General features: G+C 62.0%; 26 protein-coding genes. 11 read left to right on the top strand and 15 right to left on the bottom strand.

Features of this window, described 5'->3' with window-relative positions; translation table 11 throughout:
- Entirely contained in the window at positions 1-984 is a 984-nt protein-coding gene (gene galE, locus CHB75_RS05615; RefSeq protein WP_089269550.1) for a UDP-glucose 4-epimerase GalE, read from the top strand.
- Between the two features lie 173 nt (positions 985-1157).
- Here galE and CHB75_RS05610 read toward each other — a convergent pair whose 3' ends face one another.
- From CHB75_RS05610 to CHB75_RS05585, 6 genes are all read right to left on the bottom strand, one after another.
- On the bottom strand, positions 1158-1622 hold the full coding sequence (locus CHB75_RS05610; RefSeq protein ID WP_089269549.1) for a PTS sugar transporter subunit IIA: 465 nt from the start codon (positions 1620-1622) through the stop codon (positions 1158-1160).
- A gap of 57 nt (positions 1623-1679) precedes the next feature.
- On the bottom strand, positions 1680-2243 hold the full coding sequence (hpf, locus tag CHB75_RS05605) for a ribosome hibernation-promoting factor, HPF/YfiA family (RefSeq protein ID WP_089269548.1): 564 nt from the start codon (positions 2241-2243) through the stop codon (positions 1680-1682).
- Between the two features lie 264 nt (positions 2244-2507).
- Entirely contained in the window at positions 2508-3266 is a 759-nt protein-coding gene (lptB, locus tag CHB75_RS05600) for an LPS export ABC transporter ATP-binding protein (RefSeq protein ID WP_089269547.1), read from the bottom strand.
- A complete protein-coding gene (gene lptA, locus CHB75_RS05595) occupies positions 3266-3760 on the bottom strand; it encodes a lipopolysaccharide transport periplasmic protein LptA (protein ID WP_089269546.1) in 495 nt (164 codons plus the stop codon). The genes lptB and lptA overlap by 1 nt, the downstream gene beginning before the upstream one ends.
- A 10-nt stretch (positions 3761-3770) precedes the next feature.
- On the bottom strand, positions 3771-4376 hold the full coding sequence (lptC, locus tag CHB75_RS05590; protein WP_089269545.1) for an LPS export ABC transporter periplasmic protein LptC: 606 nt from the start codon (positions 4374-4376) through the stop codon (positions 3771-3773).
- Positions 4377-4394: 18 nt separating this feature from the next.
- Entirely contained in the window at positions 4395-5009 is a 615-nt protein-coding gene (locus tag CHB75_RS05585) for a ribonuclease D (RefSeq protein ID WP_089269544.1), read from the bottom strand.
- A 924-nt stretch (positions 5010-5933) separates the two neighbouring features.
- Here CHB75_RS05585 and CHB75_RS05580 point away from each other — a divergent pair.
- A complete protein-coding gene (locus CHB75_RS05580; RefSeq protein WP_089269543.1) occupies positions 5934-6623 on the top strand; it encodes a sugar transferase in 690 nt (229 codons plus the stop codon).
- Between the two features lie 64 nt (positions 6624-6687).
- On the opposite strand, the gene CHB75_RS05575 is transcribed toward CHB75_RS05580, so the two are convergent.
- Positions 6688-7506 (bottom strand): HTD2 family dehydratase, encoded by an 819-nt coding sequence (locus tag CHB75_RS05575; RefSeq protein WP_089269542.1) that lies wholly within the window; start codon positions 7504-7506, stop codon positions 6688-6690.
- Between the two features lie 49 nt (positions 7507-7555).
- On the opposite strand from CHB75_RS05575, the gene CHB75_RS05570 reads away from it, so the two are divergent.
- Positions 7556-7954, top strand: a complete 399-nt coding sequence (locus CHB75_RS05570) for a VOC family protein (RefSeq protein ID WP_089269541.1) — start codon at positions 7556-7558, stop codon at positions 7952-7954.
- Positions 7955-8019: 65 nt separating this feature from the next.
- On the opposite strand, the gene CHB75_RS05565 is transcribed toward CHB75_RS05570, so the two are convergent.
- The 3 genes from CHB75_RS05565 to CHB75_RS05555 all read right to left on the bottom strand — a co-directional run bounded on the left by CHB75_RS05565 (position 8020) and on the right by CHB75_RS05555 (position 10324).
- A complete protein-coding gene (locus tag CHB75_RS05565; protein ID WP_089269540.1) occupies positions 8020-8574 on the bottom strand; it encodes an NADPH-dependent FMN reductase in 555 nt (184 codons plus the stop codon).
- A 96-nt stretch (positions 8575-8670) separates the two neighbouring features.
- Positions 8671-9357 carry a YiaD family glycine zipper/OmpA-like lipoprotein gene (locus tag CHB75_RS05560; RefSeq protein WP_089269539.1) on the bottom strand — a complete coding sequence of 229 codons (687 nt, stop codon included), beginning with the start codon at positions 9355-9357 and terminating at the stop codon, positions 8671-8673.
- Positions 9358-9484: 127 nt separating this feature from the next.
- Positions 9485-10324, bottom strand: coding sequence for a methylated-DNA--[protein]-cysteine S-methyltransferase (locus tag CHB75_RS05555; RefSeq protein ID WP_089269538.1), 840 nt, complete (start codon positions 10322-10324; stop codon positions 9485-9487).
- A 151-nt stretch (positions 10325-10475) separates the two neighbouring features.
- Here CHB75_RS05555 and nth point away from each other — a divergent pair, with 151 nt between their 5' ends.
- The 3 genes from nth (at position 10476) to CHB75_RS05540 (ending at position 13567) form a co-directional block, all read left to right on the top strand.
- The gene (gene nth, locus CHB75_RS05550) at positions 10476-11120 is read left to right on the top strand and encodes an endonuclease III (RefSeq protein WP_089269577.1); all 645 of its coding nucleotides are present in this window, start codon (positions 10476-10478) and stop codon (positions 11118-11120) included.
- Entirely contained in the window at positions 11117-12112 is a 996-nt protein-coding gene (locus tag CHB75_RS05545) for an adenosine kinase (protein WP_089269537.1), read from the top strand. Before nth ends, CHB75_RS05545 begins: the two co-directional genes overlap by 4 nt.
- Positions 12113-12334: 222 nt before the next feature.
- A complete protein-coding gene (locus CHB75_RS05540; protein WP_089269536.1) occupies positions 12335-13567 on the top strand; it encodes a S8 family serine peptidase in 1233 nt (410 codons plus the stop codon).
- A 74-nt stretch (positions 13568-13641) separates the two neighbouring features.
- On the opposite strand, the gene polA is transcribed toward CHB75_RS05540, so the two are convergent.
- Together polA and CHB75_RS05530 are read right to left on the bottom strand one after the other, a co-directional pair.
- A complete protein-coding gene (gene polA / locus CHB75_RS05535) occupies positions 13642-16464 on the bottom strand; it encodes a DNA polymerase I (protein ID WP_089269535.1) in 2823 nt (940 codons plus the stop codon).
- Positions 16465-16634: 170 nt separating this feature from the next.
- A complete protein-coding gene (locus CHB75_RS05530) occupies positions 16635-16814 on the bottom strand; it encodes a zinc-finger domain-containing protein (RefSeq protein WP_089269534.1) in 180 nt (59 codons plus the stop codon).
- A 75-nt stretch (positions 16815-16889) separates the two neighbouring features.
- On the opposite strand from CHB75_RS05530, the gene CHB75_RS05525 reads away from it, so the two are divergent.
- Complete coding sequence (locus tag CHB75_RS05525) at positions 16890-17828, top strand: ABC transporter ATP-binding protein (protein ID WP_089269533.1); 939 nt, start codon at positions 16890-16892, stop codon at positions 17826-17828.
- On the opposite strand, the gene CHB75_RS05520 is transcribed toward CHB75_RS05525, so the two are convergent.
- The 3 genes from CHB75_RS05520 to CHB75_RS05510 form a co-directional block, all read right to left on the bottom strand.
- Entirely contained in the window at positions 17806-18291 is a 486-nt protein-coding gene (locus CHB75_RS05520; protein ID WP_089269532.1) for a DUF1203 domain-containing protein, read from the bottom strand. The two genes, CHB75_RS05525 and CHB75_RS05520, sit on opposite strands and share 23 nt — an antisense overlap.
- Before the next feature lie 201 nt (positions 18292-18492).
- A complete protein-coding gene (locus tag CHB75_RS05515; RefSeq protein WP_089269531.1) occupies positions 18493-18861 on the bottom strand; it encodes a histidine triad nucleotide-binding protein in 369 nt (122 codons plus the stop codon).
- Between the two features lie 124 nt (positions 18862-18985).
- Positions 18986-19576, bottom strand: coding sequence for a DUF1285 domain-containing protein (locus CHB75_RS05510; protein ID WP_089269530.1), 591 nt, complete (start codon positions 19574-19576; stop codon positions 18986-18988).
- Positions 19577-19644: 68 nt separating this feature from the next.
- Between CHB75_RS05510 and CHB75_RS05505 the strand changes: the two genes are divergently transcribed.
- From CHB75_RS05505 to CHB75_RS05490, 4 genes are read left to right on the top strand one after another with little or no spacing between them, the layout of a single operon-like run.
- Complete coding sequence (locus CHB75_RS05505; RefSeq protein ID WP_089269529.1) at positions 19645-20652, top strand: AAA family ATPase; 1008 nt, start codon at positions 19645-19647, stop codon at positions 20650-20652.
- Positions 20649-21524, top strand: coding sequence for a DUF58 domain-containing protein (locus tag CHB75_RS05500; protein WP_089269528.1), 876 nt, complete (start codon positions 20649-20651; stop codon positions 21522-21524). Before CHB75_RS05505 ends, CHB75_RS05500 begins: the two co-directional genes overlap by 4 nt.
- On the top strand, positions 21521-24298 hold the full coding sequence (locus CHB75_RS05495; RefSeq protein ID WP_089269527.1) for a DUF4159 domain-containing protein: 2778 nt from the start codon (positions 21521-21523) through the stop codon (positions 24296-24298). The genes CHB75_RS05500 and CHB75_RS05495 overlap by 4 nt, the downstream gene beginning before the upstream one ends.
- On the top strand, positions 24295-26337 hold the full coding sequence (locus tag CHB75_RS05490; protein WP_089269526.1) for a glutamine amidotransferase: 2043 nt from the start codon (positions 24295-24297) through the stop codon (positions 26335-26337). The genes CHB75_RS05495 and CHB75_RS05490 overlap by 4 nt, the downstream gene beginning before the upstream one ends.
- Positions 26338-26483: the final 146 nt, after the last annotated feature.

Below are 26483 nucleotides of genomic sequence, written 5' to 3'. Positions count from 1 at the left end.
TTGGAACATGTTTTGGTGACAGGCGGGGCCGGTTATATCGGCGCCCATGCCTGCAAGGCATTGGCGCGCGCGGGTTTCATCCCCGTCACGTTCGACAATCTTTCGACGGGTTGGCAGGATGCCGTGAAATTCGGCCCGTTTGAGCAGGGCGATTTATTGGATCGCGCCCGTCTGGATGAGGTTTTCGCAACCTGGAAGCCGGTGGCGGTGATGCATTTCGCCGCCCTGAGCCAGGTTGGCGAGGCGATGTCGGAACCGGGCAAATACTGGCGCAACAATGTCACCGGGTCGCTGACTCTGATCGAGGCGGCGGTGGCGGCGGGCTGCCTGAATTTTGTATTCAGCTCGACCTGCGCAACCTATGGCGAGCAGGACAATGTGGTGCTGGATGAAAACAGTGCGCAGATGCCGCTGAACGCCTATGGGGCGTCAAAGCGCGCGATCGAGGATATTCTCCGCGATTTCGAGGCGGCCTATGCGCTGCGCCACGTGATCTTTCGCTACTTCAACGTGGCTGGTGCCGACCCCGATGCCGAAGTGGGCGAACATCACCGCCCCGAAACGCATCTGATCCCGGTGATGCTGGACGCCATTCAGGGCAAACGCGCAGCACTGACCATCCATGGTACCGACTACGACACCCCCGACGGCACCTGCATCCGCGATTATGTTCATGTCTGCGATCTGGTGGATGCCCATGTTCTTGGGCTGAAATGGCTGAAGGACGATAAGGGCAGCCGGGTGTTCAACCTTGGCACGGGCAAGGGTTTTTCCGTGCGCGAAGTCATGGAAGCAAGCCGCACCGTCACCAATATGGCAGTACCGGCCAGCGAAGGACCACGCCGCGCCGGCGACTGCACCGCGCTGGTTTCAGGTTCGACCCGGGCAGAGAATGAGTTGGGCTGGACCCCGAACCGGTCGACCATGGACCAGATGATTGCCGACGCCTGGCGCTGGCATCAGACCGGCCATTTCGAAAAGTGATATGAACAGACGTTGGGACCGGGAGTTTGGCTGCCGGTCCTGACGCGGATGAGGCGGGATCGGATCGGCCGATTGCGCTGTCGGAGCAAGGGGGCGGCCCCTCACACTCCCCGGAACACTGACTGCGAGTTTTGCCTTGGCAAAATTGGCCGGGGGCGGATAAGGCCCGACTGTCAGGCCGCCTTTGAAGTGGGTGGTTCGGTCAGGATCGTATAGAGCGTGCTGGGGTCGTGATTGGCGCGCAGCTTGGCACAAACCGAATCCTCGCGCAGCGTGCGCGACACCAGCGCCAATGCCTTGAGGTGCTCGACGCCTGCCTCTTCGGGCGCAAAGAGGGCGAAGATCACATCCACCGGCTGGCGATCCACGGCTTCGAAATCGATGGGTTTTTCCAGCAGGATGAACACACCTACCACATCGGCAAGATTCGGGATGCGCGCGTGTGGCAGGGCCACTCCGTGACCCACCCCGGTCGGCCCGAGGCTTTCGCGTTCCATCAATGCCTCGACTGCTGTCGGCGCATGGATCCCATGCGCCGAACGTGCCAAGTCTGCCAGATCATACATCAGCCGCTTCTTGCTTGACGCGGCTGAGATGACCTTGACGGCCGTTGGCTTAATAAGCTGCGCGAATTTCATGAGCTGCCTGTTCTTGTTTCTGCTGTGCCCTAACGCGTCACGCGCAGAACGGCAATGTCATGGGTCAATCCACCCGATATTGCCGTCATCTCTGCGGTACACGACATTGACGCCGTTCTTCTTTTCGTTCCGGAACACCAATACCGGTGCCCCTGCCAACTCCATCTGCATCACCGCCTCGCCCACAGAGAGCGACGGGATCTGCGTTTGCATTTCGGCCACGATCACGGGCGCAAGCGTTTCGGGCTCCGAGTCCTCGACATCGGATTCACGCGCGAGGATATACGAGGACGCGCCGAAGAGTTCAACGGGTTCCGGACGCTCCTTGTGGTGATCTTTCAACCGGCGCTTGTATCGGCGCAATTGCTTGCCCAGTTTTTCGGCGCAAGCGTCGAAGGCGGCATAGATCTCGGTCGCGTGGGCCTTGGCCGTTGCGGTCAGGCCGGTGGAGAGGTGTACGTTGGCCTCGCAGACGAATTCGTGCGCACTTTTGGAAAAGACGACCGCCACATCGGTCGGGCGTCCGGCATACTTTTGAACCACCGTGCCCAGTTCGGTCTGAACATGCGTCTGAAGTGCCTCTCCTACGTCAATCTGCTTTCCCGTGATCTGATAGCGCATTATTTTTTCCTTTTCATAATCAACCCAGAAAGCAGCGCAGGGCGAAGCCGCCCGGCATGGTGCCGCGTCTGGGGGGAAGGAGACGCTCCGTAGTTCGGCCTGCCTTGAAGCGCCCTGAGAAGGGAGTTTCGCCGGTCAGACATGCGGTCCACGATAGCGTCATACCGCTCATTTGAGTTGAGAAGGGCCTGCCCTGTCAATCGAATCCAGCATAAATATCGGAGAATTATATTATCGGGATTTTAACCTTAACCACCGCCCGGCTCAACCGATGCGGAAGTTGTCGCCCAGATAGACGCGGCGTACGTTCTCGTTGCGCACAACTTCGTCCGGGGTGCCCGACATCAGAACGGTGCCCTCATGCAGAATATAGGCGCGGTCGACGATTTCGAGTGTTTCGCGCACATTATGATCGGTGATCAGCACACCGATTCCCCGTTTCTTGAGATCCGAGACCAGATGCCGGATATCGCCGACGCTGATCGGATCGACGCCGGCAAAGGGTTCGTCCAGCAACAGGTATTTCGGATCAGCGGCCAGACAGCGGGCAATTTCGACCCGGCGGCGTTCGCCCCCGGACAGTGCCAAAGCCGGCGCGCGACGTAAATGTTCGATGGAAAAATCGCCCAGCAATTCCTCGAGCCGCTCGCGACGCCTGTGGCGGTCCGGCTGGCTGATGTCGAGAATCGCGGCAATGTTGTCTTCGACCGACAGGCCGCGGAAGATCGACATTTCCTGTGGCAGATAGCCGATGCCGAGCCGGGCACGACGATACATCGGCAGATAAGTCGCATCCGTGCCGTCGATCAGAACCTGACCGCCTTCGGGGTTCACGAGGCCCGCAATGGCGTAAAAAGTTGTCGTCTTTCCGGATCCGTTCGGCCCCAGCAGAGCCACGACTTCGCCCCGGTTCAGCTCCATGGAAAAGTCGCGGATGACCACGCGCTTGCGATAGCTCTTGCGCAGATGTTGTATGCGCAGACCACTGGAGCCTGTCGTCACGGTCAATTCAGGCGGGACCATCAGGGATTGCTCGTCTTTGGCTGCTGCTGCAGGACGGATTTGACCCGGCCGGACATCTGCGCCGTTCCGTCATCCAGGTTGACGGTCATGTGTTCCGAGGTCAGGGCGTTATCGCCCTGTGTCAGCAGCACGTTTCCGGTCATGACCACGGTGCCCGCATCGATGTTGTAATCTGCGCGCTCGGCCTCTGCTGCGTCCTGGCCATTGACCAGCGTCACACCGCCCGTCGCCTCAAGCCGTTCGATGCGGCCCGCAGCCTCGGCATAAACCACAAGAACGCGGGGCGCGGCGAGGCGCATCTCTCCCTGACCGATTACAACGTTACCGGTATAGAGTGCGGTGCCGTCGGTCTGATTTACCGCGAGCTGATCAGCGGTGACTTCGACCGGGGCCGAGGTGTCCTGTTTCATGCCGCCAAAAGCGACCTGGGCCCCCTGTGCCAGTACGGAACCGGGCACCAACAGCGCCAGGACAAGGGTCAGGTTTCGCAACATGTGAAAATACTCATTCTGTTTTCGGGTCATATATCATTCTTACCCCGTCGGTGAAAAGCAATTGGACGTCTTCGCCGGTGTCGCCGCTGGTGATGCGCATTCTGCCCGCCGTCAAATGACCCGCCGGCCCATTGCCCTCGACCGCGCCCAGACTTTCGGCCTCAACCTTGCTTAGCATGGCATTCAGGCTGTCGGTGTTCAGGGTGTAACCGGTCGAGCTAATTATAATGACACCGCCGCTCAGCTGCGCATCGTCACGTTTGTCGCTTAGATTGGCGAGCGGCGCCTTCAGCAGGATTTCGCTGCCATCCTTCAGGACGATGGTGGCGTCAAGGGTGTCTGCCTCAACTTCGTCGCTGCCCGGCACAGGGCGGGCCGTCTTGGCGGTCATGGTCAGGGCCCCGCCCGAATTTGTGGTTCCGGCGAAATAAGGATCGGTCGCCTGTTCACGCAATACTCCGTCCGGATCGGTGCTACCTGCGATTGGCACGTTGACCGCCGGATCGACATCGCGCGACAATAGAAAAGTCGTGGACAAAAGCGCTAGCGCCGCCAGCGGCAAGAGGATCTTGAGCCAGGCAATCATCCGTGAATATTTGCTGCCCTGCTGGCGCATGTCTCTTTTGGCCCGATCCTAACTGTGTGCGAAGATATCTGTTTCCTGCCAGCCCGCCAGATCCAGTTGCGCACGCATGGGCAGAAAGTCAAAGCAGGCCTGCGCGATTTCTGTTCGGCCCTCGCGTTCCAGCATCACATCCAGTGCAGCGCGCAGGTTGTGCAAATGCAGGACATCGGACGCGGCATACTCCAGCTGTGCCTTGGTCAGCTCTGCCGCGCCCCAATCGCTGGATTGCTGCTGCTTGGACAGATCGACGCCCAGCAGGTCCTGCGTCAGGTTCCTGAGTCCGTGCCGGTCGGTATAGGTGCGGATCAATCGGCTTGCGATCTTGGTGCAATAGACCGGCGCCGCCAGTGCGCCAAAGGCATTATACATGGCAGCGATATCGAAGCGACCATAATGGAACATCTTGAGCACTGCGGGATCGGTCAGAAGACGGCACAGGTTCGGCGCCTCGGTCTGGCCCTTTGCGATCTGGACGAGATGCGCATTTCCGTCGCCGCCCGAAAGCTGTACCACGCAAAGCCTGTCGCGGCGCGGCTGCAGGCCCATGGTTTCGCAATCGATCGCCAGGGCGGTGCCCAGATCCAGGTCATTCGGAAGATCGCCCTGATAGAGTTGAATGGCCATGGGTCCGCTACCTCTGCGTTGCGCTCTGCTCCGGTCACGCTGGCACATAGCCCCCGCATCCGGCGCTTGCAACTCTGCGTGGCCTTACTCGTGCCTCAATTGCGCGCAGGCAAACGGAAACGATTCGGAAAGGAATGTGGCGAAATTTGGTCGCCAACACCGCCCGCGATCGCCGCGAAATTGGTGTTTCCCCCCGGGTTGAAACATTCCGTGAGGTCAGCCATTCTACCAAGGCGTGTAGGGCATCCGGTCCGATAAGGAGGATCATCTAGCTTTCCCTTGACCATCGGAGTCGCCCGCACGACATCAGTCAGCGGCGAACGCGGCGCCCTGAAATGTTTCCAAAGCGCTGCTTTTAAAGTTTATGGATTGCTCGAAACACGATTTTTCTGCGTATTTACAATGCCCACCGATCGGCAAATTTAAATTACACCTAAACTTTGACACGATTATAGGGTTTTTGTTTCCACTTTCGCATAAATAGAATCAGTGAGCCTCGGCATATCCTGTGCTGCAAGACTGGCGCTGACCGCCTGACAGGGCGGGTCGCAGAGACGGGGCTGGGCGCAGGTGAACGGGTATGGCACTACACCACACTCCCTTTTTGGTTGTTTCGCGTAGAGAATATTGACTAAAATAAGGCAGGCGGTCATAAGGGCTCCAATGACCGAATGTTACCACAATTCGGGCGAAATTTGAGTACGCGCACTGGGGGGCTGGTGCATTGAAACAGGAGTAGTACCAAGTCTGCCTACATCGGATCGCCGATGACCACTTCCCCGCCTTAAAGCCGAAAGGTTGGATAGGCGCGCTTCAAGTTCTTCTTAGGACGACAAGCCAAGGGAAAGGGTCGTGTTGAGGTGAACCCATGGCCTTCCGGCATTCCTGATACCTCTTTTAACGATTTGCCTTTAGGAGGTTACTTTGACCCTTCATCTACGCCAAGCTGCGCACAACCCGATTTTCGAAGAACTGATCGACAAAGCATTTCAGGCCGCTCCGCGGAAGAACGTGTACGGCGATTTCTTCAAACGCATTCTCGACATCTGCATCGTTGCCATCGCTGCCGCACCCGTTGTGCTGCTGCTGGCTGTGCTCTCTGCCTTGATCCTGATGGACGGCAAATCGCCGGTCTATCTGCAAAAGCGCGTTGGCCGGAATGGCCGCACTTTCATGATGTGGAAGCTGCGCACCATGGTCGTCAACGCTGATTCACTTCTGGAAGCGCATCTTGCTGCCAATCCTGCGGCCCGCGCCGAATGGGACCGCACTCAGAAGCTGCGCAACGATCCGCGGATCACTTTTGTCGGCCGCCTGCTGCGCAAGACTTCGCTTGATGAGCTGCCGCAGCTCTGGAATGTCGCGATCGGTGACATGTCGCTGGTAGGCCCGCGTCCGATGCTGCCCGAGCAGCGCGCCATGTACCCCGGCACCGCCTATTATGATCTGCGTCCCGGCATCACCGGCCTTTGGCAGACATCCGTGCGCAACACATCCAGCTTTGCCGAGCGCGCCCGCTTTGACACAGCCTATCTGCGCCGCGTATCGCTCCAGACCGATCTTCTGGTTCTGCTGCGGACGGTTAAGGTGGTCGTCACCGGTACTGGCTGCTAAGCAGCACTGCCGCTGAAAAATCAGTTTCTACGTCTGAAAGGCCCCACCACTGAGCGGGGCTTTTTCATGTCGTGATGGCTGCCACCAGACACTGGCGACCATCCGGGCCCCGCACCCAGGCGTCCAGTCCGCTGCGGCAAAGGGTGGCGCGCTCTGTATGCATCAACGGCGCGGTAGCGCGGAATTCAAAACCGCGTAGCGGTGCGTCGCTGCTGTCCGCCATCAGCATCAGCATTTGCGCCAGCAGCGGCCCGTGGACCACCAACCCGGTGTACCCCTCGACATCGCGGGCATAGGTTTCATCATAATGGATGCGGTGCCCGTTGAAGGTGAGCGCGGAATAGCGGAACAGCAGCGTTGCATCGAAGGCCACTTCACGCGCCTCCGCCTCATCCCGCCGCGCCTGTGGCGGCTGCGGGCGGGGCGGCTGCGGGCGGGGCGCGCCTGGTTCGGGGTCTGTGCGATAGACGAGATCCTGATCCTCTTGCACCACAACCACCCGATCCTGCACGATTTCATGGCGCAACGTTACAAAGGCCAGTGGCCCGCTGCGTCCGGTCTTGTGCTCTGCCCGCAGCACCCGTGAACGCCGCACCGCCGGGATCCCTGCCAACAGCGGCGCGTCAAAGCGCAACCGCCCACCTGCCCACATCCGCCGGGGCAGACCCATGTCGGGAATTAGGCCGCTACCAACCCGCGGATGTCCATCCCGGCCCAGTAGTTCCGGCGGTTGCGGTTCCCAGAAATAGATCTGATGAAAGAACGGCGGCAGGGGGGTGCCAACCTCGGCGTCCGGTTCTAACCCAAGGGCCGCCTGAAGGGCCTGCGCGCGGGCGGGATCCAGCACATCGCTTTGACGGATCATCCATTCTGCGTCAGACATAAGAGCGTCCCCCCGATCACGCTGCCATTTCCAGAGGAACATTGCCCGAATGCCGCCGACACTCCAGAGCCTTGATCACCTTGTTCTGACGGTTTCGGATGTAGACGCCACGCTTGCCTTTTATCGTGACGTTCTTGGCATGGTCCCGCAAAGCTTTACACCGACAGGTGGAACGGCCCGTTGGGCGCTGACCTTCGGGTGTCAAAAGATCAACCTGCACCGGGCCGGACATGAATTTGAACCGAAAGCGAAAATGCCACGCGCAGGCTCTGCCGATCTTTGCTTTCTGAGCGATACGCCACTGGACGCGTGGCAGGCGACTCTGGCGGTTCACGGCGTGCTGGTGGAGGAAGGCCCGATCCGTCGGACCGGAGCGCAGGGGCCGATCTTGTCGATCTATCTGCGCGATCCCGATGGCAACCTGATCGAGATTTCAAATCAGATCTGATCACTGCGGAATAGTTTGAAAGTGTGCTGCCCGAAGTTCGAAAAAGCCCCGGGCAGCGCGCACAATCAGCCCTGACGCATCCGCAACGCTTCCGCGCGCAGTTTTCCCGTCAGTTCGGTGAGAAGCTTTACACCCATCTCGCTGGTAAGCCTTCCTTGCGCATCGAACTGCTGTGCCGACTGGCCCAACATCACCTCGGGGCCCGGAATCAGCAGCGGATTGAACGGTAGCATCAGCGTGCGCAACATGCTGTTGGCCCGGGCGCCGCCCTGCGTCCCCGCCGCGGCTGAGATCACCGCGATCGGTTTGTCCTTCCAGGGCGCATTTTTGGTCCGGCTGATCCAGTCCAGCGCATTTTTCAGCACCCCGGATACGCCCTTGTTGTATTCGGGCGTCGTCAGAATGACAGCATCCGCGCCACCGATGAGGTCAGACAGGGCCTGCACCTCGGCCGGAATGCCGGGGCCATTTTCGATGTCTCCGTTGTAGAGCGGCAGGTTCAGGTCACCCTCGGTGTACGACGCCGGGCCAAAGAGGCGGGCTGCCTCGTTCAGCAGCATCCGATTTGTCGACGCTTTGCGCATCGATCCACACAGACCGACAAGTTTCAGGTCAGGCATTGGTGACTCCATTCATTTCGTTGCGCCAATACGTACAACGCAACAGCGCCGCGGAAAACCGCGGCGCTGCATAATGTCCATTTCTGAAGTACGCGATCAGGCGTTGGGCAGAATAACGATCTCGACCCGGCGGTTCTGCTGGCGGCCTTCGGGCGTCAGGTTGCTCGCGATCGGGGCATCTTCGCCGCGGCCGATGCTGCGCAGGCGCGACGAGGACACACCTTCGGCAACGAGGATGCCGGCAACGGACTGTGCCCGGCGCTGGGACAGGCTGGCGTTATAGGCCGCTTCGCCGGTGTTGTCGGTATGGCCGATAACCTGAACGGTGGTGTTGGGATAGGCGTTCAGGTTCTGCGCCACGGTGCGCAGGTCGCGCTGCAGGTCGGGGCGAACGCTGGCGCTGTCGGTGGCGAACAGGATGTCCTGCGGCAGGGTCACGATCAGGCGGTCACCGGTGTTCTGGATGGTGACATTGTTGTTGCCCATCTGCGCACGAAGGTCGGCCTCTTGCTTGTCCAGCTGGTTGCCGACGATGGCACCGCCCGCTGCACCGACGATTGCGCCGGCGATGGCGTTATTGCGACGCTCTTTGGGGTCGTTGCCGGCAATCATGCCTGCCAGTGCGCCGACACCGGCGCCGATGGCCGCGCCGGTTTTGGCCTTGGCGTTGGGGTCGACACCGTCGTTGTACGCACCGTTATTGTACACACCGGGGCTGGTACAGGCCGTCAGCGCCATCAGCGCGGCGGTTGCGGTCATAAGGGAAAATTTTGCTCGGATCATAATAGGCCTCGTGGTTTGCTCCCGGTTCTCGGGTCGCGTGATATATAGCGCAGAATGCGCTGTGGCCCACATTGAGTCACCAGTAAATCGGCATCATTCCGCGCATCTTGATCACGTTCAGATGACCTTAGGCCTCGGCCCGGGCTGCTTCCCATGCCAGCATGGCGCGTTTCACCGGCAGGCCCCAGTGATAGCCCCCCAGCCCGCCGGATTTGCGCAAGGCCCTGTGACAGGGAATGAGGAAACTGACGGGATTGCGCCCTACCGCAGTGCCCACGGCACGCATCGCGCGGGGGTGGCCGACCGCCTGCGCGATCTCTGAATAGGTGGTGACCTGACCCGAAGGGATGGTCAGCAGCGCCTCCCAAACCTTGATCTGAAACGGCGCCCCCATGAGGTGCAGTGCCGTGTCGCCCTTCTGGGCAAAGGCGGCATCGACCCAGGGGCGAATCGCCTCTGCATCTTCGACATAGTCAGCCGTGGGCCAGCGCGCCGTAAGGTCCGCCATTGCCGCCTCGCGCCCTGTTTCGGACAGGAAGCCCAAACCGCACAGCCCCTTGTCCGTGCCCATGGCCAAGGCTTCGCCAAAGGGAGTTTCGAACCAACCATAGCGGATTGTCAGCCCCGCACCCTGACGGGCGTATTCGCCGGGGCTCATCGCCTCCCAGCGGATGAAAAGGTCATGCAGCCGCCCGGTGCCGGACAGACCCACGGAATCGGCGGTTTCAATCATGGTGAAGCGTTCGGCCAGCAAGGCCTTGGCATGGCCCAGCGTCAGGTACTGCTGGAACCGCTTTGGCGACACCCCGGCCCAGCGGGAAAACAGCCGTTGGAAATGCGCCGGGCTCATGTCCATGCGCGCGGCCATCTGTTCCAGCGTTTGCCCGGGGCCACCTTCGTCAATCGCCTTAATCGCGCGGCGCATGACGTTGTAGTGGTATCCGGTGTCGATCTCGGTGATGGTCATGCGCGGGCTCCGTTTCTCCGAAAGGGGGTCGCGGATACCGCGGGGCGGGACAGATGCAACCGTTTCATTTTATCCCCCATGTAGTGCGACCGACGCCCGGCATGCGACCCGAATATTGCGCATCCTGACCGGGGCGGGCATAGAGGCGGGCATGGTAAAACAGCTCGACTATCACACGATCCGCGAGATCTTTGACCGCTTTCACGCGTCCGAACCCGAACCCAAGGGCGAGCTGAACCACGTCAACGCCTTTACCCTTGTGGTGGCGGTTGCCCTGTCTGCGCAGGCGACGGATGCCGGGGTGAACAAGGCGACGGCCAAGCTGTTCCAGATCGCCGACACGCCGGAAAAGATGGTGGCCCTAGGGCTGGATGGCATAACCGAACATATCCGCACCATCGGCCTTTATCGTAACAAGGCCAAGAATGTGCTCAGGCTGAGCCAGATTCTGGTCGAGGAATATGGCGGCGAAGTCCCGAATTCCCGTGCCGCGCTGCAATCCCTGCCGGGGGTGGGGCGCAAGACCGCGAATGTCGTGCTGAACATGTGGTGGCACTATCCCGCGCAGGCGGTGGACACCCATATCTTTCGCATCGGCAACCGTACCGGCATCTGTCCGGGCAAGGATGTGATCGCCGTCGAACGCGCGATCGAGGACAATATACCAGTTGATTACCAACAACATGCGCATCACTGGATGATCCTGCACGGACGGTATATCTGTGTCGCACGCAAACCGAAATGCGGGGCCTGCCTGATCCGCGATCTCTGCCCATTCGAGGAAAAGACATTATGAAAACCTATCAGGTTGTCGGCATCGGCAACGCCATCGTCGATGTGCTGACCCGCTCCGATGACAGCTTTCTCGAACATATGGGCATCACCAAGGGCATCATGCAGCTGGTCGAACGCGACCGCGCCGAGGTGCTGTATGGTGCCATGGAAGGCCGCGTTCAGGCACCTGGCGGATCGGTCGCCAACACTCTGGCCGGGCTGGGAAATCTGGGCCTGCGCACCGGTTTCATCGGCCGGGTGCACGATGACGCGCTGGGGCAGTTCTACGCGGCTGAGATGGAGAAGATCGGCACCACCTTTGCCAACGCGCCTGTGGCGGGCGGCGAACTGCCGACATCGCGCAGCATGATCTTTGTCTCGCCCGATGGTGAGCGGTCGATGAACACCTACCTCGGGATCTCTGCCGAACTTGGCCCTGATGACGTATCCGAAGATGTGGCCGCGCAGGCCGAAATCGTCTTTCTCGAAGGATACCTGTTTGACAAGGACAAGGGCAAAAAGGCCTTTATCGCCACCGCACGTGCCTGCCGCGCTGCCGGGGGCAAGGCCGGCATCGCCATTTCCGACCCGTTCTGTGTTGAACGGCACCGCGCCGATTTCCTGAAACTGATCGAGAATGAACTGGATTACGTCATCGGAAACGAGGCTGAAATCCGCGCCCTTTACCAGAACGACGATCTTGAATCCGACCTTGCCGCCGTGGCTGCGATCTGCCCGCTGGTGGTCTGCACGCGGTCGGGCGACGGGGTCAGCATCATGCGCGACGGTGTGCGTACCGATGTGCCGGTGACCAAGGTGGTCCCGGTCGATGCAACGGGTGCGGGCGACCAGTTCGCTGCCGGTTTCCTCTATGGTCTGGCCACCGGGCAGGACATGGAAACGGCCGGGCGCATGGGCTGCGTCGCCGCCGCAGAAGTGATCAGCCATATGGGGCCCCGCCCCGAAGCGTCACTGCCTGACCTGTTCCGGGGGGCCGGTCTGCCGGTGGCCTGACCCAACTGTGGCGTGAGATCAGGCCACAGCCACCCCAGGCGGTAGTGACGTAGCCACAGAAAACATTCCCTCGTCGGCTGGCCAAGCAGCCGAATTCACGGGGTATTCACACTATGCTTCTTTGTACCCTTTCCCCCCCCGTGTACCCTGAAAATGGGGATGCGGGGTGTTTTCAGGCTCCGGTCCTGCGCAATTGCGCTACCCAATGGAACGGAGCCTTCGATGGCGAAATACATTCTCTTGCGGGACCGAAATGCCGGGCTTTTGCCCCCGTCACCGGTTTTGCGCAGGGGGGCGTCCAGGTCCGGTCCGGTACTTCGAAGCAGCCAGGCGGAGGTCGATGACATCCCCTTCGCGCCAGAGGTCGAGACTGTTGAGCTTTCGGCCAAGGACCTGCGCGACGCGGCCCGCGACCCCGAAGTCTGCGCCATCGCCCGCGCCATGCCCACCCGCCTGATCGAACCCGAACCCCTGGACGAAGCCCGTCCCGATGACGCACTGCCCGGCTGGGGCGCCGCCGCAACCGGCGCCGACAGTTGCCCGCTGTCCGGCGCCGGCGTGCGCGTGGCCGTTCTCGACACCGGCGTCGACGCGGACCACGCGGCATTCATCGGCGTGACCCTCACGCGGCACGACTTTGCCGGTTCGGGCAACCACGATGCAAACGGTCACGGCACTCATGTCGCCGCGACAATTTTCGGACGAAGCGTCGATGGCGTACGGATCGGCATTTCCCCCGGCATCACCGATGCGCTGATTGCCAAGGTGCTGACCGACGACGGGCGCGGATCGACCGACATGTTGTTCAACGCCCTGTGCTGGGCAGGCGCGCACCGGGCCCGGGTGATCGCCATGTCGCTGAAACTCGACTTTGCGGGCTTTGCCGACACGCTGGTTCAACAGCACGGCTTCCCTGTGCTGCTCGCGACTTCGGTGGCATTGGAAAGCTACCGGATGAACCTTCGGATGTTCGCGATGCTCAGCGATATGCTCAGCGCTCAGACCGCGACCGAAGGGGGCTGTCTGCTGCTGGCAGCCGCAGGAAATGACAGCCGCCGCACCGTATCGCCAGAGTTTGAGGTCAGCGCCTCGGCCCCGGCCGCTGCCCGTCGGGTGATATCGGTGGGCGCGGTGGCGCATGGCGATACTGGCCTGACTGTGGCACCGTTTTCCAACATCGCGCCGACACTTGCGGCCCCCGGTGTCGGCATCATCTCGGCTGCCTCGGGCGGGGGATTGAGGGCGCTCAACGGCACATCAATGGCCTGCGCCCATGCCGCCGGAATTGCCGCGCTCTGGGCCGAATTCCTTGCCACCACTGGCCAATACGTCACAGCCGACGGGATCAAGGCGAAGCTGCGCGCCAGCGCAACAAAGGCACGCTTTGCGCCCGAGTTCGGGCCGACGGATTATGGCCTTGGTCTGGCGCAGGCACCTGGCGCACGTCCGAGCTGACAGGCACTGGAACCTGGCGTCTTCTCTTTCCAAATACGCAAGCACGGTATCAAACGCCGTGCCCGGCGCCAGTATCAGTGCGCCTCGGCCCAGCTGCGCCCCTGTCCGGCGTCCACGATCAGCGGCACGTCCAGATGCACCACCGGAGCAGCAGCACCTTCCATCACCTCCTTGGCGATGGCGATCAGCTGATCCACCGAGCCCTCATCGACCTCGAACAGCAGTTCGTCGTGGACCTGCAACAGCATTACGGCGCGGCCTTCCAGCCCGGCAATTGCCGCCGGCATCCGGATCATGGCGCGTCGGATGATATCCGCCGCCGTGCCCTGAATCGGCGCGTTGATCGCCGCACGCTTGGCAAAGCCAGAGCGCGGTCCCTTGGCGTTGATTTCAGGTGTGTGGATCACCCGGCCGAACAGCGTTTCCACCCGGTCGTGTTCCTTTGCAAACGCGATAGTGTCATCCATGTAGGTCTTGATGCCCGGAAAGCGTTCGAAATAGCGGTCGATGAAACCCTGCGCCTCGGCTCGGGGAATCCGCAGGTTCCGGGCCAGACCAAAGCCGGAGATGCCGTAGATTACGCCAAAGTTGATCGCCTTGGCCTGACGCCGGACATCCGGGGTCATCTCGTCCATCGGCACGTTGAACATCTCGGACGCGGTCATCGCGTGAATGTCCTGCCCGTCACGGAACGCCTGTTTCAGCGCCTCGATCCCGGCGACATGCGCCAGAATACGCAGTTCTATCTGGCTGTAGTCGAGCGAAACCAGAACCTTGCCCTCTTCCGCGACGAAAGCCTCGCGGATGCGGCGGCCTTCTTCGGAACGCACCGGAATGTTTTGCAGGTTCGGATCGGTCGAGGCCAGACGCCCGGTGTTCGCCCCCGCGATGGAATACGAGGTGTGCACCCGCCCCGTGTCCTTGTTGATATGTTCCTGCAGGGCATCGGTATAGGTCGATTTCAGCTTGCTCAGCTGCCGCCAGTCCAGCACGCGCCGGGGCAAGTCATGTTCCGTCGCCAGATCTTCGAGCACATCCGCGCCGGTCGAGTACTTCCCGTTCTTGCCCCGTTTACCGCCTTCCAGCGACATCTTTTCGAACAGGATCTCGCCCAATTGGGCCGGGCTGCCGACGTTGAACTTTTCCCCGGCCAACTCGTGGATCTCGGCCTCGAGCCCTGCCATCTTCTGGGCAAAGGCGCTCGACATGCGGCTTAGCGTCTGGCGGTCGACCTTGATGCCCGCCATCTCCATCTTTGCCAGAACCGGCACCAGCGGCCGTTCCATCGTCTCGTAGACGCGGGTCACTTTCGCGCCGTGCAACTGCGGCTTGAACAGCTGCCAAAGGCGCAGGGTGACATCCGCATCCTCGGCGGCATATCTGACGGCGGTTTCGATCGGAACCCGATCAAACGTGATCTGGCTTTTGCCCGAGCCAATCAGCTCCTTGATCGGGATCGGGGTATGCGAAAGGTAACGCTCGGACAGCGTGTCCATGCCGTGTGTATGTTCACCCGCATGCATCGCATAGGACATCAGCATCGTGTCATCGATGGGCGCGAGATTGATACCGTAGCGCGCCAGTATCTTGGCATCGTATTTCATGTTCTGCCCGATCTTGAGGATACTGGGATCCTCAAGCATCGGCTTCAGCGCCGCCAGTGCGGCCTCCAGCGGAATCTGCCCCGGGGCCAGACTGTCGTCGGCCTTTTCGCTGAACAGATCCTCTGTCCCTTCTTTCTGCGCCGCGCCGCCACGATGGGTCAGCGGGATATAACAGGCCTCCCCGGCCTCGACGCACAGCGAGACGCCGACCAGATCGGCGATCATCTCGTTCAGGCCTGTCGTCTCGGTATCGACCGCGATCCAGCCACGGGCATAGGCTCTGGCGATCCAGGCATCGAGCGCCGCCAGGTCGCTGACGCATTCGTATTTTTCAGGATCAATCTTCGGTGCGTCGGGCGCATTGGCGTCGCCTTGTTGCACTTCGGGTTCGGGGATGGCGGGCGCCTCAACGTGCAAGGCATCCGAAATCCGTTTGGTCAGCGTGCGAAATTCCATCTCGGCAAGGAAACCCAGCAGTACCTCGGGATCGGGGTCTTTCACCTCAAGATCATCCAGACCAAAGTCCAGCGGTGTATCGCAATCAAGCTGCACCAGCTTTTTCGACAATTCGATCTGATCGCGATTCTCGATCAGGGTCTGTCGCCGCTTGGGCTGCTTGATCTCTTCGGCGCGATCCAGCAGTTCTTCGAGCGAGCCGAATTCGTTGATCAGCAGCGCCGCCGTCTTGATCCCGATGCCGGGCGCACCGGGGACGTTGTCGACCGAATCCCCGGCCAGCGCCTGCACATCGACAACGCGGTCGGGAAAGACGCCGAACTTCTCGAACACGCCGTCGCGGTCGATGCGGCGATTCTTCATCGCATCCAGCATTTCGACACCGCCGCCGACCAGCTGCATCAGATCCTTGTCCGAACTGATGATCGTCACCTGCCCGCCCGCAGCACGCGCCTGGCACGACAGGGTGGCGATAATGTCATCGGCCTCGTATCCCTCAAGTTCCTTGCAGGCGATGTTGAACGCTTCGGTCGCGCGCCGGGTCAGCGGCATCTGCGGGCGCAGATCCTCGGGCATCGCCTCGCGATTGGCCTTGTAGAGGTCGTACATGTCGTTGCGGAACGTGTGGCTGCCCTTGTCAAAGATCACCGCGACATGTGTCACGTCCGAACCGTTGTTCCCCTCGACATAGCGCTGGAGCATGTTGCAAAAGCCCGCAACCGCGCCGATGGGCAGGCCATCGGATTTCCGGGTCAGTGGCGGCAGCGCGTGATAGGCGCGAAAGATGAAGGCAGACCCATCTATCAGGTGCAGGTGATGGCCTTTTCCGAACGCCATGACGCGCCTCCGTTATCAATTCGACCACAGGGTGCCACGGAGCGAAAAGCTCCGCCACCCCATCTTGTTCTCTTTCGAAATACGCGAAAAGGCGCGCCCACTTGGGACTTTGGCCGACATCCTGCCGTGGTCACAACCCTTAGGGGTGGGCTGTCACGGGCCGATAAGCCTCAGACCTTGCCGACGAAATCGCGATGGACGTACTTGGCATCGCAATAGCCGCACTCGACAAAACCGGTCTCTTCGGGGATCTGCAGCCAGACGCGCGGATGTCCCAGCGCGCCTTCACCGCCATCACAGGCGATACGGTATTTGTCCACGACCTTGGTTTCCGGCGCTTGAGTCGTCATCGGGCACATTCCCTTTTGGCTGCCTTTGCACTACCTGCGTTATGAGCGAAGGACCGAACGGGAGCAAGCCACAGCATGACCACGGACGCGATCAAGATTACCGGCCTGCGCAAAACCTATGGGGGCGGCGGCAAACAGCCGGCCAAGGAAGCCCTGAACGGAATCGACCTGACCGTGCCGGCGGGTTCCGTCTTTGGCCTGCTGGGGCCGAACGGTGCCGGAAAATCCACCCTGATCAACATTCTGGCCGGTCTGGTAAAGAAGACTGCCGGCAAGGTGACGATCTGGGGATTTGATCAGGATGTGAACCCGCGCCAGTCCCGCGCCGCCATCGGCGTTATGCCGCAAGAGCTTAACCTTGATCCGTTTTTTACCCCGCGTGGCGCCTTGGATGTGCAGGCCGGCCTCTATGGCGTGCCGAAATCCCAGCGCCGGACCGAAGAGATTCTCGAAATGATCGGGCTCACGGATAAGGCGGAAGCCTATGCCCGCACGCTCTCAGGCGGGATGCGGCGGCGTCTGCTGCTGGGCAAGGCGCTGGTGCATCACCCGCATATCCTCGTGCTCGATGAACCGACTGCCGGAGTGGACATCGAACTGCGCCAGATGCTCTGGCAGAATGTGCGCCGCCTGAACCGCGAACGTGGCATGACGATCATCCTCACCACCCACTACCTCGAAGAAGCAGAAGAGATGTGCGATGAAATCGCCATCATCTCGCAAGGTGCGGTGATCGCGCGCGACACCACTCACAACCTGCTGGGGCAGATCGACACGCGCACCATGATCATCACGCCGGAAACCCCGCCCACGATACTACCGACCGCGCCGGGGATCGACGTCGTGTCACGCCCCGACGGAAGCCTTGCCTTCACCTACCAGGCCGCCAGAACCCAGGCCGAAGAGGTCCTGCAACTGGTCCGCGACGCAGGCATCCGCATCCGCGACGTGCGCACCGAACAGGCCGACTTGGAGGAAGTCTTCCTCAACCTCACCCGGTCGAGCGCGGCGTAGCCCGCGCCGCCCGCGCCTGCCAGCAATTGTTCCGCGCCGAACGGATATCGACAAAGGCTAGGCGATTGTCCCTCAGCCGCGACTCCACCTCTGACCGGATCGCAGCCGCCGGGAAGACCCCGCCGGTACCATAGACGATCCGCTCATCCGCGCTGTACCCCTTGATCAGATAGTCCGGCGCGGTGGACAGCACCGTTGGCATACCATCCTCTGCGCGATACGCCTCGCAACGATCTGCACACAGGAACACCGGCCCGGTTTCGGCATAGGGCTGCAGCGCGCCGAACGGCCGGTAGGCCAGCACCAGCATTGCCGCACCGATGGGGACATGGCGCAGGCAATGCCGACAGGGACTGCCTAGCCCGTCACTCACCTTGTGCTCTGGCGCCCGCCCATAGGCATCCGCCGCACCGCTCTGATAGGCCCGCGCATCTGATGATGGCATTCCTGCAAACTGAATCATTTCAAACCTCCGCTGACATGTCGCTGGTGGTCCGAAATTATCGCACCGCAGGGCCTCATCGCGACCCGGATCCTGCGCAACACGCGCACGGACTCAACGGTGTGTCAGGATGCCGCCGGGCGCGGAGCCCCCTGCCACAGGCGGGGGGTGACACATCCAGCGCGCGCCAAAGGCGCGCCCCGCGGGATCAGAACTGCCGGATCAGGCCTTTTGCAGCATCCGGCCCAGCGGACGTCCGGCCAGAATGTGCACATGCAGATGTGGCACCTCCTGCACGCCGACCTCTCCCGCGTTCGAGATCATGCGGAAACCGCCCTCCGCGACGCCCTCCATCTCGCAGACCTTGCCGATGGCGCGGGTGTAATCGACCATTTCCGCATCCGAAGCTTCCAGCGCAAAGTGATCGTAGCAGACGTACGGCCCCTTCGGGATCACCAGAACATGCACCGGCGCCTGCGGATAGAGGTCGCGAAACGCCAGGCTGTGCTCGGTCTCAAGCACTGTGCTGCTGGGAATCTCGCCCCGCAGGATTTTCGCAAAGATATTCTGATCGTCGTAGACATAGCCCATGTGAGCCCCCTCAATCTGCAAACAGGTGATCGGTTTCGGCGCTTTCGCCAGTGCGCGCCGCGTTGACTGCGATCTTTCGCATCGCGGCAGGCTTGTCAAATTCGCCGTTGTCAAACCAGTCCGCTCACTCGGGCAGCTCCGACGACGGAATCATCGGATAAAACATCCCACCGGACCACAGCCCGAACCACGAATCCCCGTCCACGGCGTCATGCGTGCCCAGCTCAACCAGCCGGTAAAAGCTCTTGCGATCGATCAGCGCCTCGAGTCCGGCGCGGATCATGACATAGGGCGACGGTTCTCCAGTCGCGTCGTCGCGGACCACGCGGATCGGATGTTCTGGTCCCGCAGTGGCCGTATCACCTACACTTGTCTGAAAACTGAGCGTCTGATCCCGGCCTTCCCCCTCGACCTCAAAATCGACCGCAACAAACGGCGCGTCATCCACCGTGATCCCGACCTTCTCGACCGGGGTCACAAGAAAATATTTCCCGGCCTCCATCTTCAGGATCGTTGAAAACAAACGGACAAGCGCCGGGCGACCGATGGGGGTGCCCAGATAGAACCATGTTCCATCCCGCGCGATGCGCATGTCCAGATCGCCGCAGAACGGCGGATTCCATTTTTCTACCGGCGGCAGTCCCCGGCCTTTTGCGGCCCTGATGGACGCGGCGATGCCTTCTGCCGAAGGGGTCACAATATTTTGTGTGTTCATAACTTTTGCCATTTCCATGTCGCACGATACACTCGTACCAAGATGTTAGCATGTCAGGGAGTAATGTCATGACCGAGGCCAAGGATCTGGTCGCCGAAATCGAGGCACTGGAAGCGAAACTGGCCCAGGCCAAGACCGCGATTACAAAAAGATTCATCGGACAGGAGCGTGTGGTTGAGCTGACCCTGTCGGCAATGCTCTGCGGTGGTCATGCCATCCTGATCGGCCTGCCCGGTCTGGGCAAGACGCGTCTGGTGGAAACGCTGAGCACTGTCATGGGCCTGAACGGCAACCGCGTGCAGTTCACGCCTGACCTGATGCCGGCGGATATTCTGGGGTCCGAAGTGCTGGAAACCGGCGCGGACGGCAGCCGCGCGTTCAAATTCATCCCCGGGCCGATCTTCTGCCAGCTTCTGATGGCGGATGAAATCAACCGCGCCAGCCCGCGCACCCAGTCGGCCCTTTTGCAGGCGATGCAGGAAAAGGTCGTGACCGTCGCCGGCGAAAACCGACCGCTTGGCGCGCCGTTCCATGTGCTTGCGACGCAGAACCCGATCGAGCAGGAGGGCACCTATCCCCTGCCCGAAGCACAGCTTGACCGTTTCCTTGTGCAGATCGACGTCGCCTACCCTGACCGCAAGACAGAACGCGACATCCTTTTGGCAACCACCGGTCTGGTCGAGGAAGAAGCGCATCAGGTCTTTGATCCGGATTCACTTGTGGCCGCACAGCGCCTGCTGCGTCGCATGCCCGTGGGTGATGCTGTGGTCGAAATGATCCTTGATCTGGTTCGCGCCTTCCGCCCATCGGACCCCTCATCCGGTGAACGCGTCCGCGACACTGTCGCATGGGGTCCCGGGCCGCGTGCCGCACAGGCGCTGATGATGACCGTCCGCGCCCGCGCGCTTTTGCAGGGGCGTCTGGCCCCATCCCCCGAGGATGTCTTGAACATGGCCCGCCCGGTCCTGACCCACCGCATGGCGCTGACTTTCTCGGCCCGCGCGCGGGGCGAAGACCTTGGCGCGCTGATCGACGACGTCGCCGTCGGCATGATGCGGTCCGAGGCCGCCGCGTGAAATCAGCGCTCGCCCTCCGGCAAACAGCGGAAGAAGAAGCCGCCCGTCTGCCCGCCCTTCTGGCGCGGGCGGAAAAGCTGGCAGGCACGGTTCTTCTGGGGGAACACGGGCGGCGGCGTGCGGGGCTGGGCGATGATTTCTGGCAATACCGTCCACTGCAACAGGGCGATTCCCTGCGCAGTATCGACTGGCGGCGGTCTGCCCGCAGCGATGGCCAGTTTGTTCGCGAACACGAATGGCAGATCGCACAAAGCGTCATCGTCTGGCTTGATCAGGGTGCGTCGATGCGGTTTGCCTCGTCAAAGGATCTTCCGACCAAGGCCGACCGCGCGCGCCTTCTGACCCTTGCCGCCTCAATCCTACTGGTGCGCGGCGGTGAGCGTGTTGGCCTGACCGGCTGGACCCTGCCGCCCCGGCGCGGCAACGAACAGATCCTGCGGCTTGCCGAGGCCTTTACCACCGATTCCACCGAAGACTACGCCGAACCCGAAGCGCGTGGCATGTTGCCCCACGCCCGCGCCATGTTCATTTCGGATTTCCTTGCCGATCTGGCGCCGGTCGAGGCCGCCCTGACCAAGGCCGCCGACCGTGGCGTGCGCGGCGTGCTGCTGCAAGTGCTGGACCCGACCGAAGAGGCGTTCCCCTTTCACGGGCGAACGATCTTTGAAAGCGTCGGCAAATCGATGGCGCATGAGACACTGAAGGCTGACGATATGCGAGGCCGATACCTTGCCCGCCTTGCTGAACGCAAAGCGCGGCTGGAACAGCTTTGCCGTGTCACCGGCTGGCAGTACAACTGCCATCATACCAACACATCCGCGCAATCTGCCCTTCTGTGGGTCTATCGCGCGATGGACGGAGGTCACGGATGACCCTTTTCGGCGCGCTCGGTTTTTCTGCGCCCTGGCTCTTGCTGGGTCTGTTTGCCCTGCCGATCCTGTGGCTGATCCTGCGTGCCGTCCCGCCCGCGCCCATCCGTCGGTTGTTCCCGGGCGTCATCCTGTTGCGTGGCCTCAAGGATGATGAACAGGTCAGCGATCGCACACCATGGTGGCTGCTTTTGCTGCGGATGCTGGCCGTGGCAGCGGTGATTGTCGCCCTCGCTGGTCCTGTCCTGAACCCGAGGAACGAATCCGAGGCTGCGGGCACGGCCCCGCTTATGGTTCTGATGGACGCCAGCTGGGCCAGCGCCGCCGACTGGCGCGCCCGGCAAGAGGCGATCGAGGCGCTGCTGACCCGCGCGGGTCGCGACAACCGCCCCGTTGCAATGGTGCGTCTGACCGACCCGGAGGAACCCCGATTTCAGGCCGCCGACGTCTGGCGCAGCCGACTGCCCGGCATCCTGCCCGAACCCTGGGAACCCCAAGCCGCGCAGACCGCGCGCCTGATGTCCGTCTTGCCCGACAGCGCATTCGATACTTATTGGCTGTCCGACGGGCTGGCCCGCGACACCCGCGCCGGTCTGCTGGAGGCACTGGAAAATCGCGGGCGTGTGACAGTGTTTGAAAGCCCGCGCAGCCTGTATGCCATCGAACCCGCGCGCTTCAGCGACGGTAATGTCGCGCTGAGCCTGCGCCGCCTGCGGCCCGGCCCCGAGACAGAGGTTTCGGTGGTTGCTCAAGGACTTGACCCCGCTGGCAATCCCGCCACTCTGGCGCGCGTTCCGGTGACCTTTGCCGCCGACGCCGTGACGGGTGAAACCGAACTCTCGCTGCCTGCCGAACTGCGCGCACGCGTCACAAGGTTTGAGGTCGAAGGCCAGAGAAGCGCCGGGGCCGTCACCCTGCCCGACGATTCCCTGCGCCGTCGCGAAGTCGCCCTGATCGCCGGGAATGAAAACCGCGAAGGGCTGGAACTGCTTTCACCGCTCTATTACCTGACCCGCGCCTTGGAACCCAATGCAGATCTTCTGGACGGGGTGCTTCTGGACATTCTTCCGGCCAATCCCGACGTGATTATCCTGGCCGATGTTGCCACGCTCGGTCCTGCGGAAGAGCAGGCAACGATGGAGTGGGTCGAAAAGGGCGGCATGTTGCTGCGCTTTGCCGGGCCGCGTCTGGCTGCCAGCGATGTGAGCCGCGACAGCGAAGACCCCCTGATGCCCGTCCGCCTGCGCGCCGGGGGCCGCACCGTTGGCGGCGCCATGAGCTGGGGTGAACCGAAATCGCTTGCGGCTTTCAGCCCCGAAAGCCCGTTCTTTGGCCTAGATATCCCGCCCGACGTGACCGTCACCGCGCAGGTCATGGCGCAACCCGATCCGAACCTTGCCGACCGCGTCGTTGCTCAGCTTGACGATGGCACCCCGCTGGTGACCCGCAAACGCATTGGTCAGGGGCAGGTCGTACTGTTCCACGTCACCGCCAATGCGGAATGGTCCGCGCTGCCGCTGTCAGGCCTGTTCGTGCAGATGCTCGAGCGGCTCGCCGTCTCCTCAACACCGACGCAGCCCGAAGCCGCTGATCTGGAAGGCACAGTCTGGCAGCCCGAGGTCGTTCTGGACGCCTTTGGCAGCCCGCGGGATGCCGGAAACCTGCCCGGTGTGGACGGCGCTTTGCTAGCCGGTGATCCTCTTGGCCCCGATCTGCGCCCCGGCCTGTATCAGGGGGAGGACCGCAGTCTGGCCCGCAACGTGGTGACCTCCGAGACGGAACTGACAGCGGTCAACTGGCCTGATCGCATCGTGGTCGAGGGGCTGAGCCGACCGCAGGAAACACCGCTGGCGGGGTGGCTGCTGGCGCTGGCGATTGCCATGCTTCTGGCCGATGTCATCGCGTCGCTTGCCCTGTCGGGCCGGTTGCGCGGTGCCCGTCCCGCCACCGCACTGATTGCGGCGCTGATGTTCGCGTCCCTGTATCCCCACACCTTGCAGGCGCAGGGGAGCGCGTCCTCCGACGCCTTTGCCATCGCCGCAACAGCCGAGGTCACCCTGGCCCATGTCATCACGGGCGATGCACAGCTTGACGACCTTGCCCACGCCGGCCTTGTGGGCTTGTCGGAAACGCTGTTTTTTCGCACCTCGGTCGAGCCGTCCGATCCGATGGGCGTGAACCTTGAAACCGATGAACTGGCCTTTTTTCCGCTGCTTTACTGGCCCGTCACGCCCAGCCAGCCGACCCCGTCGGACGCCGCCTATGCCAAGCTCAATACCTATCTGCGTTCTGGCGGGATGATCCTTTTCGACACGCGCGACGCCGATGTGGCAAGCTTTGGCACATCAAGCGTCAATGGCCGCAAGCTGCAACAGCTTGCCGCGCCGCTGGACATCCCGCCGCTGGAACCGATCCCGGCGGATCATGTCCTGACCCGGACCTTCTATCTTTTGCAGGATTTCCCCGGCCGCTACGACGCCCGCGATGTCTGGGTCGAAGCGGCGCCGCCAGACGCCGAACTGATCGATGGCATGCCGTTTCGTAACCTCAACGACAATGTGACGCCGGTGGTGATCGGGGGCAACGACTGGGCCGCAGCCTGGGCGATGGATGAACGCGGCAATCCTCTGGCCCCTGTCGGGCGTGGATTTTCCGGCGAACGCCAGCGCGAGATCGCTTATCGTTTCGGCGTCAATCTGGTCATGCACGTGCTGACCGGGAACTATAAATCCGATCAGGTCCACGTGCCTGCACTACTCGACAGGCTGGGCCAATGACCGGAAGTATCGTCTTTGATCCGCTGCTGCCCTGGGCGGTGATCGCCGTTCTTGGCGTGGGTGCGCTGACCGGCGTTGTTCTGGCCCTGTGGCGGGGGCTGTCCGGCTGGGCGCTGCGCGCGCTGGCGGGGGTCGTGTTGATCGGGGCGCTGACCCAGCCGTCCTATCAGGTCGAGGATCGCACGCCGCTTTCAGACATTGTTCTTATGCTCGTCGACCAAAGCGCGAGCCAGACACTGGCCGAACGCGCCGGTGTCACCGAAGACGCCGCCACCACGCTAGAGGCGCGTCTGGCGGGCCGCCCCAACACCGAAGTACGGCGCATCAATGTGGGCGACGGCGAGGAGGACGCCGGTACCCTGCTCATGTCGGCGCTGAATGCAGCGCTTGCCGAAGAGCCACGCGCAAGGATCGCCGGCATCCTGCTGCTGTCGGATGGCCGCCTGCATGATCTGGAACGCGCGCCCAACCTGCCCGCGCCCATGCACCTGCTGATGACGGGCCGCGAAACCGACTGGGATCGTCGCCTGATCGTTCGCAATGCCCCGGCCTTTGCCATTCTGGGCGAGCCTGTGACCCTGACTGTGATGGTCGAGCATGAAGGCGCCGGACCGACCGCCGGAGTGACTCCGCTGGAAATCTCGGTCGATGGCGGCGAGCCGCAGGTGTTCAACATCCCCACGGGCGAAGCTTTTGAACTGCCGGTCACCCTGCCGCATGGCGGGCGCAACGTGATCCAGTTCTCCGTGCCCGAAGCAGACGGCGAGTTGACCGACCGCAACAACACCGCCCTTGTGCAGATCAACGGTGTGCGCGACAGGCTGCGCGTGCTGCTGGTGTCGGGTGAACCGCACGCGGGCGGGCGAACCTGGCGCAACCTGTTGAAATCCGACAGCTCCGTGGATCTGGTCCATTTCACGATCCTCAGACCCCCGGAAAAGCAGGATGGCGTGCCGGTCACCGAACTGTCGCTGATCGCCTTTCCGACCCGCGAGCTTTTCCTTGAAAAGATCGAGGATTTCGACCTGATCATCTTTGATCGCTACAAGCGGCGCGGGATCCTGCCGTCGATCTATCTGGACAATGTACGCAACTATGTCGAACAGGGTGGTGCCCTGCTGATCGCCGCCGGTCCCGACTATGCCAGCGCCGACAGCCTTTATCGCTCGCCCCTGTCATCGATCCTGCCGGCCGAACCGACCGCCCGTGTCGTTGACGAAGGCTATCGCCCCGCGATCACCGATCTTGGCCAGCGCCATCCGGTCACCTCTGGCCTTCTGGGCGCAGACACCTGGGGCCGCTGGATGCGCCAGATCGAGGTGACGCCGACCCCTGAAAGCGAAGTGGTGATGTCCGGTGCCGACGACCGCCCGCTGCTGATCCTCGACCGCGTGGGCGAGGGGCGCGTTGCGCTGATGGCGTCGGATCAGGCCTGGCTCTGGTCACGCGGGTTCGAGGGCGGCGGCCCCCAGCTTGATCTGCTGCGCAGGCTGGCGCACTGGATGATGAAAGAGCCCGAGCTTGAGGAGGAAGCGCTGTTCGCTGAGGCCACCGGCCAAACCATGCGCATCATCCGCCGGACTCTGTCCGATAAGGTCGGCGCGGTGACAGTCACCCGGCCCGATGGATCCACCGAAGAGGTGGAGCTGAAAGAGGTCAGCCCGGGACGGTTCGAAGCCCTGTTTGACGGCCCCGACATCGGGCTCTACCGGCTTTCCGAGGGTGATCAGACCGCGGTCATTGGTCTGGGCCCCGCCGCCCCGCGCGAATTTGAGCAGACCATCGCGACTGGCGAGTTGCTGGAACCGGTCATCGATACCCTGCGTGGCGGTGTACTGCCTCTGGAAGATGGCATCCCGTCAATCCGCGAAGTTGGCATGGGTCGGCCTGCTGCCGGGCGTGGCTGGATTGGTCTGACACCGCGCAATGCCTATGAGACTCGGGATGTCACGCAGACCCCGATGCTCCCGGCCTGGCTGGTGCTGTTGCTTGCCACTGCGATGATTGTAGGTGCCTGGCTGCGCGAGGGGCGGAATTAGTATTTCCGTTGGCGGACGCGGCCTTTTGGAAGCTGCCTGAAAACTGCATCAGGACGTTGCTGAAGCGTTCTGAGGCTCGCGCCCCATCTGATCTTCCAAACAAAAGCCCCCGGCAGTACAAACTGCCGGGGGCTGCGTATCAGTGT

The sequence above is a fragment of the Puniceibacterium sediminis genome (genome assembly GCF_900188035.1).
Classification (GTDB): domain Bacteria; phylum Pseudomonadota; class Alphaproteobacteria; order Rhodobacterales; family Rhodobacteraceae; genus Puniceibacterium; species Puniceibacterium sediminis.
This window is presented reverse-complemented; position numbering and strand designations above follow the sequence as displayed.

Coding starts and splice junctions, on each gene's coding strand:
- CHB75_RS05540 (WP_089269536.1), top strand. CDS start 12,335: ATGGCGAAATACATTCTCTTGCGGGACCGAAATGCCGGGCTTTTGCCC.
- CHB75_RS05565 (WP_089269540.1), bottom strand. CDS start 8,574: ATGCCTGACCTGAAACTTGTCGGTCTGTGTGGATCGATGCGCAAAGCG.
- CHB75_RS05585 (WP_089269544.1), bottom strand. CDS start 5,009: ATGGCCATTCAACTCTATCAGGGCGATCTTCCGAATGACCTGGATCTG.
- CHB75_RS05545 (WP_089269537.1), top strand. CDS start 11,117: ATGAAAACCTATCAGGTTGTCGGCATCGGCAACGCCATCGTCGATGTG.
- lptB (WP_089269547.1), bottom strand. CDS start 3,266: ATGGTCCCGCCTGAATTGACCGTGACGACAGGCTCCAGTGGTCTGCGC.
- lptA (WP_089269546.1), bottom strand. CDS start 3,760: ATGTTGCGAAACCTGACCCTTGTCCTGGCGCTGTTGGTGCCCGGTTCC.
- lptC (WP_089269545.1), bottom strand. CDS start 4,376: ATGCGCCAGCAGGGCAGCAAATATTCACGGATGATTGCCTGGCTCAAG.
- CHB75_RS05515 (WP_089269531.1), bottom strand. CDS start 18,861: ATGGGCTATGTCTACGACGATCAGAATATCTTTGCGAAAATCCTGCGG.
- CHB75_RS05570 (WP_089269541.1), top strand. CDS start 7,556: ATGCCGCCGACACTCCAGAGCCTTGATCACCTTGTTCTGACGGTTTCG.
- CHB75_RS05555 (WP_089269538.1), bottom strand. CDS start 10,324: ATGACCATCACCGAGATCGACACCGGATACCACTACAACGTCATGCGC.
- CHB75_RS05530 (WP_089269534.1), bottom strand. CDS start 16,814: ATGACGACTCAAGCGCCGGAAACCAAGGTCGTGGACAAATACCGTATC.
- CHB75_RS05560 (WP_089269539.1), bottom strand. CDS start 9,357: ATGATCCGAGCAAAATTTTCCCTTATGACCGCAACCGCCGCGCTGATG.
- CHB75_RS05525 (WP_089269533.1), top strand. CDS start 16,890: ATGACCACGGACGCGATCAAGATTACCGGCCTGCGCAAAACCTATGGG.
- nth (WP_089269577.1), top strand. CDS start 10,476: ATGGTAAAACAGCTCGACTATCACACGATCCGCGAGATCTTTGACCGC.
- hpf (WP_089269548.1), bottom strand. CDS start 2,243: ATGCGCTATCAGATCACGGGAAAGCAGATTGACGTAGGAGAGGCACTT.
- CHB75_RS05490 (WP_089269526.1), top strand. CDS start 24,295: ATGACCGGAAGTATCGTCTTTGATCCGCTGCTGCCCTGGGCGGTGATC.
- CHB75_RS05495 (WP_089269527.1), top strand. CDS start 21,521: ATGACCCTTTTCGGCGCGCTCGGTTTTTCTGCGCCCTGGCTCTTGCTG.
- CHB75_RS05510 (WP_089269530.1), bottom strand. CDS start 19,576: ATGAACACACAAAATATTGTGACCCCTTCGGCAGAAGGCATCGCCGCG.
- CHB75_RS05610 (WP_089269549.1), bottom strand. CDS start 1,622: ATGAAATTCGCGCAGCTTATTAAGCCAACGGCCGTCAAGGTCATCTCA.
- CHB75_RS05520 (WP_089269532.1), bottom strand. CDS start 18,291: ATGATTCAGTTTGCAGGAATGCCATCATCAGATGCGCGGGCCTATCAG.
- CHB75_RS05575 (WP_089269542.1), bottom strand. CDS start 7,506: ATGTCTGACGCAGAATGGATGATCCGTCAAAGCGATGTGCTGGATCCC.
- CHB75_RS05505 (WP_089269529.1), top strand. CDS start 19,645: ATGACCGAGGCCAAGGATCTGGTCGCCGAAATCGAGGCACTGGAAGCG.
- polA (WP_089269535.1), bottom strand. CDS start 16,464: ATGGCGTTCGGAAAAGGCCATCACCTGCACCTGATAGATGGGTCTGCC.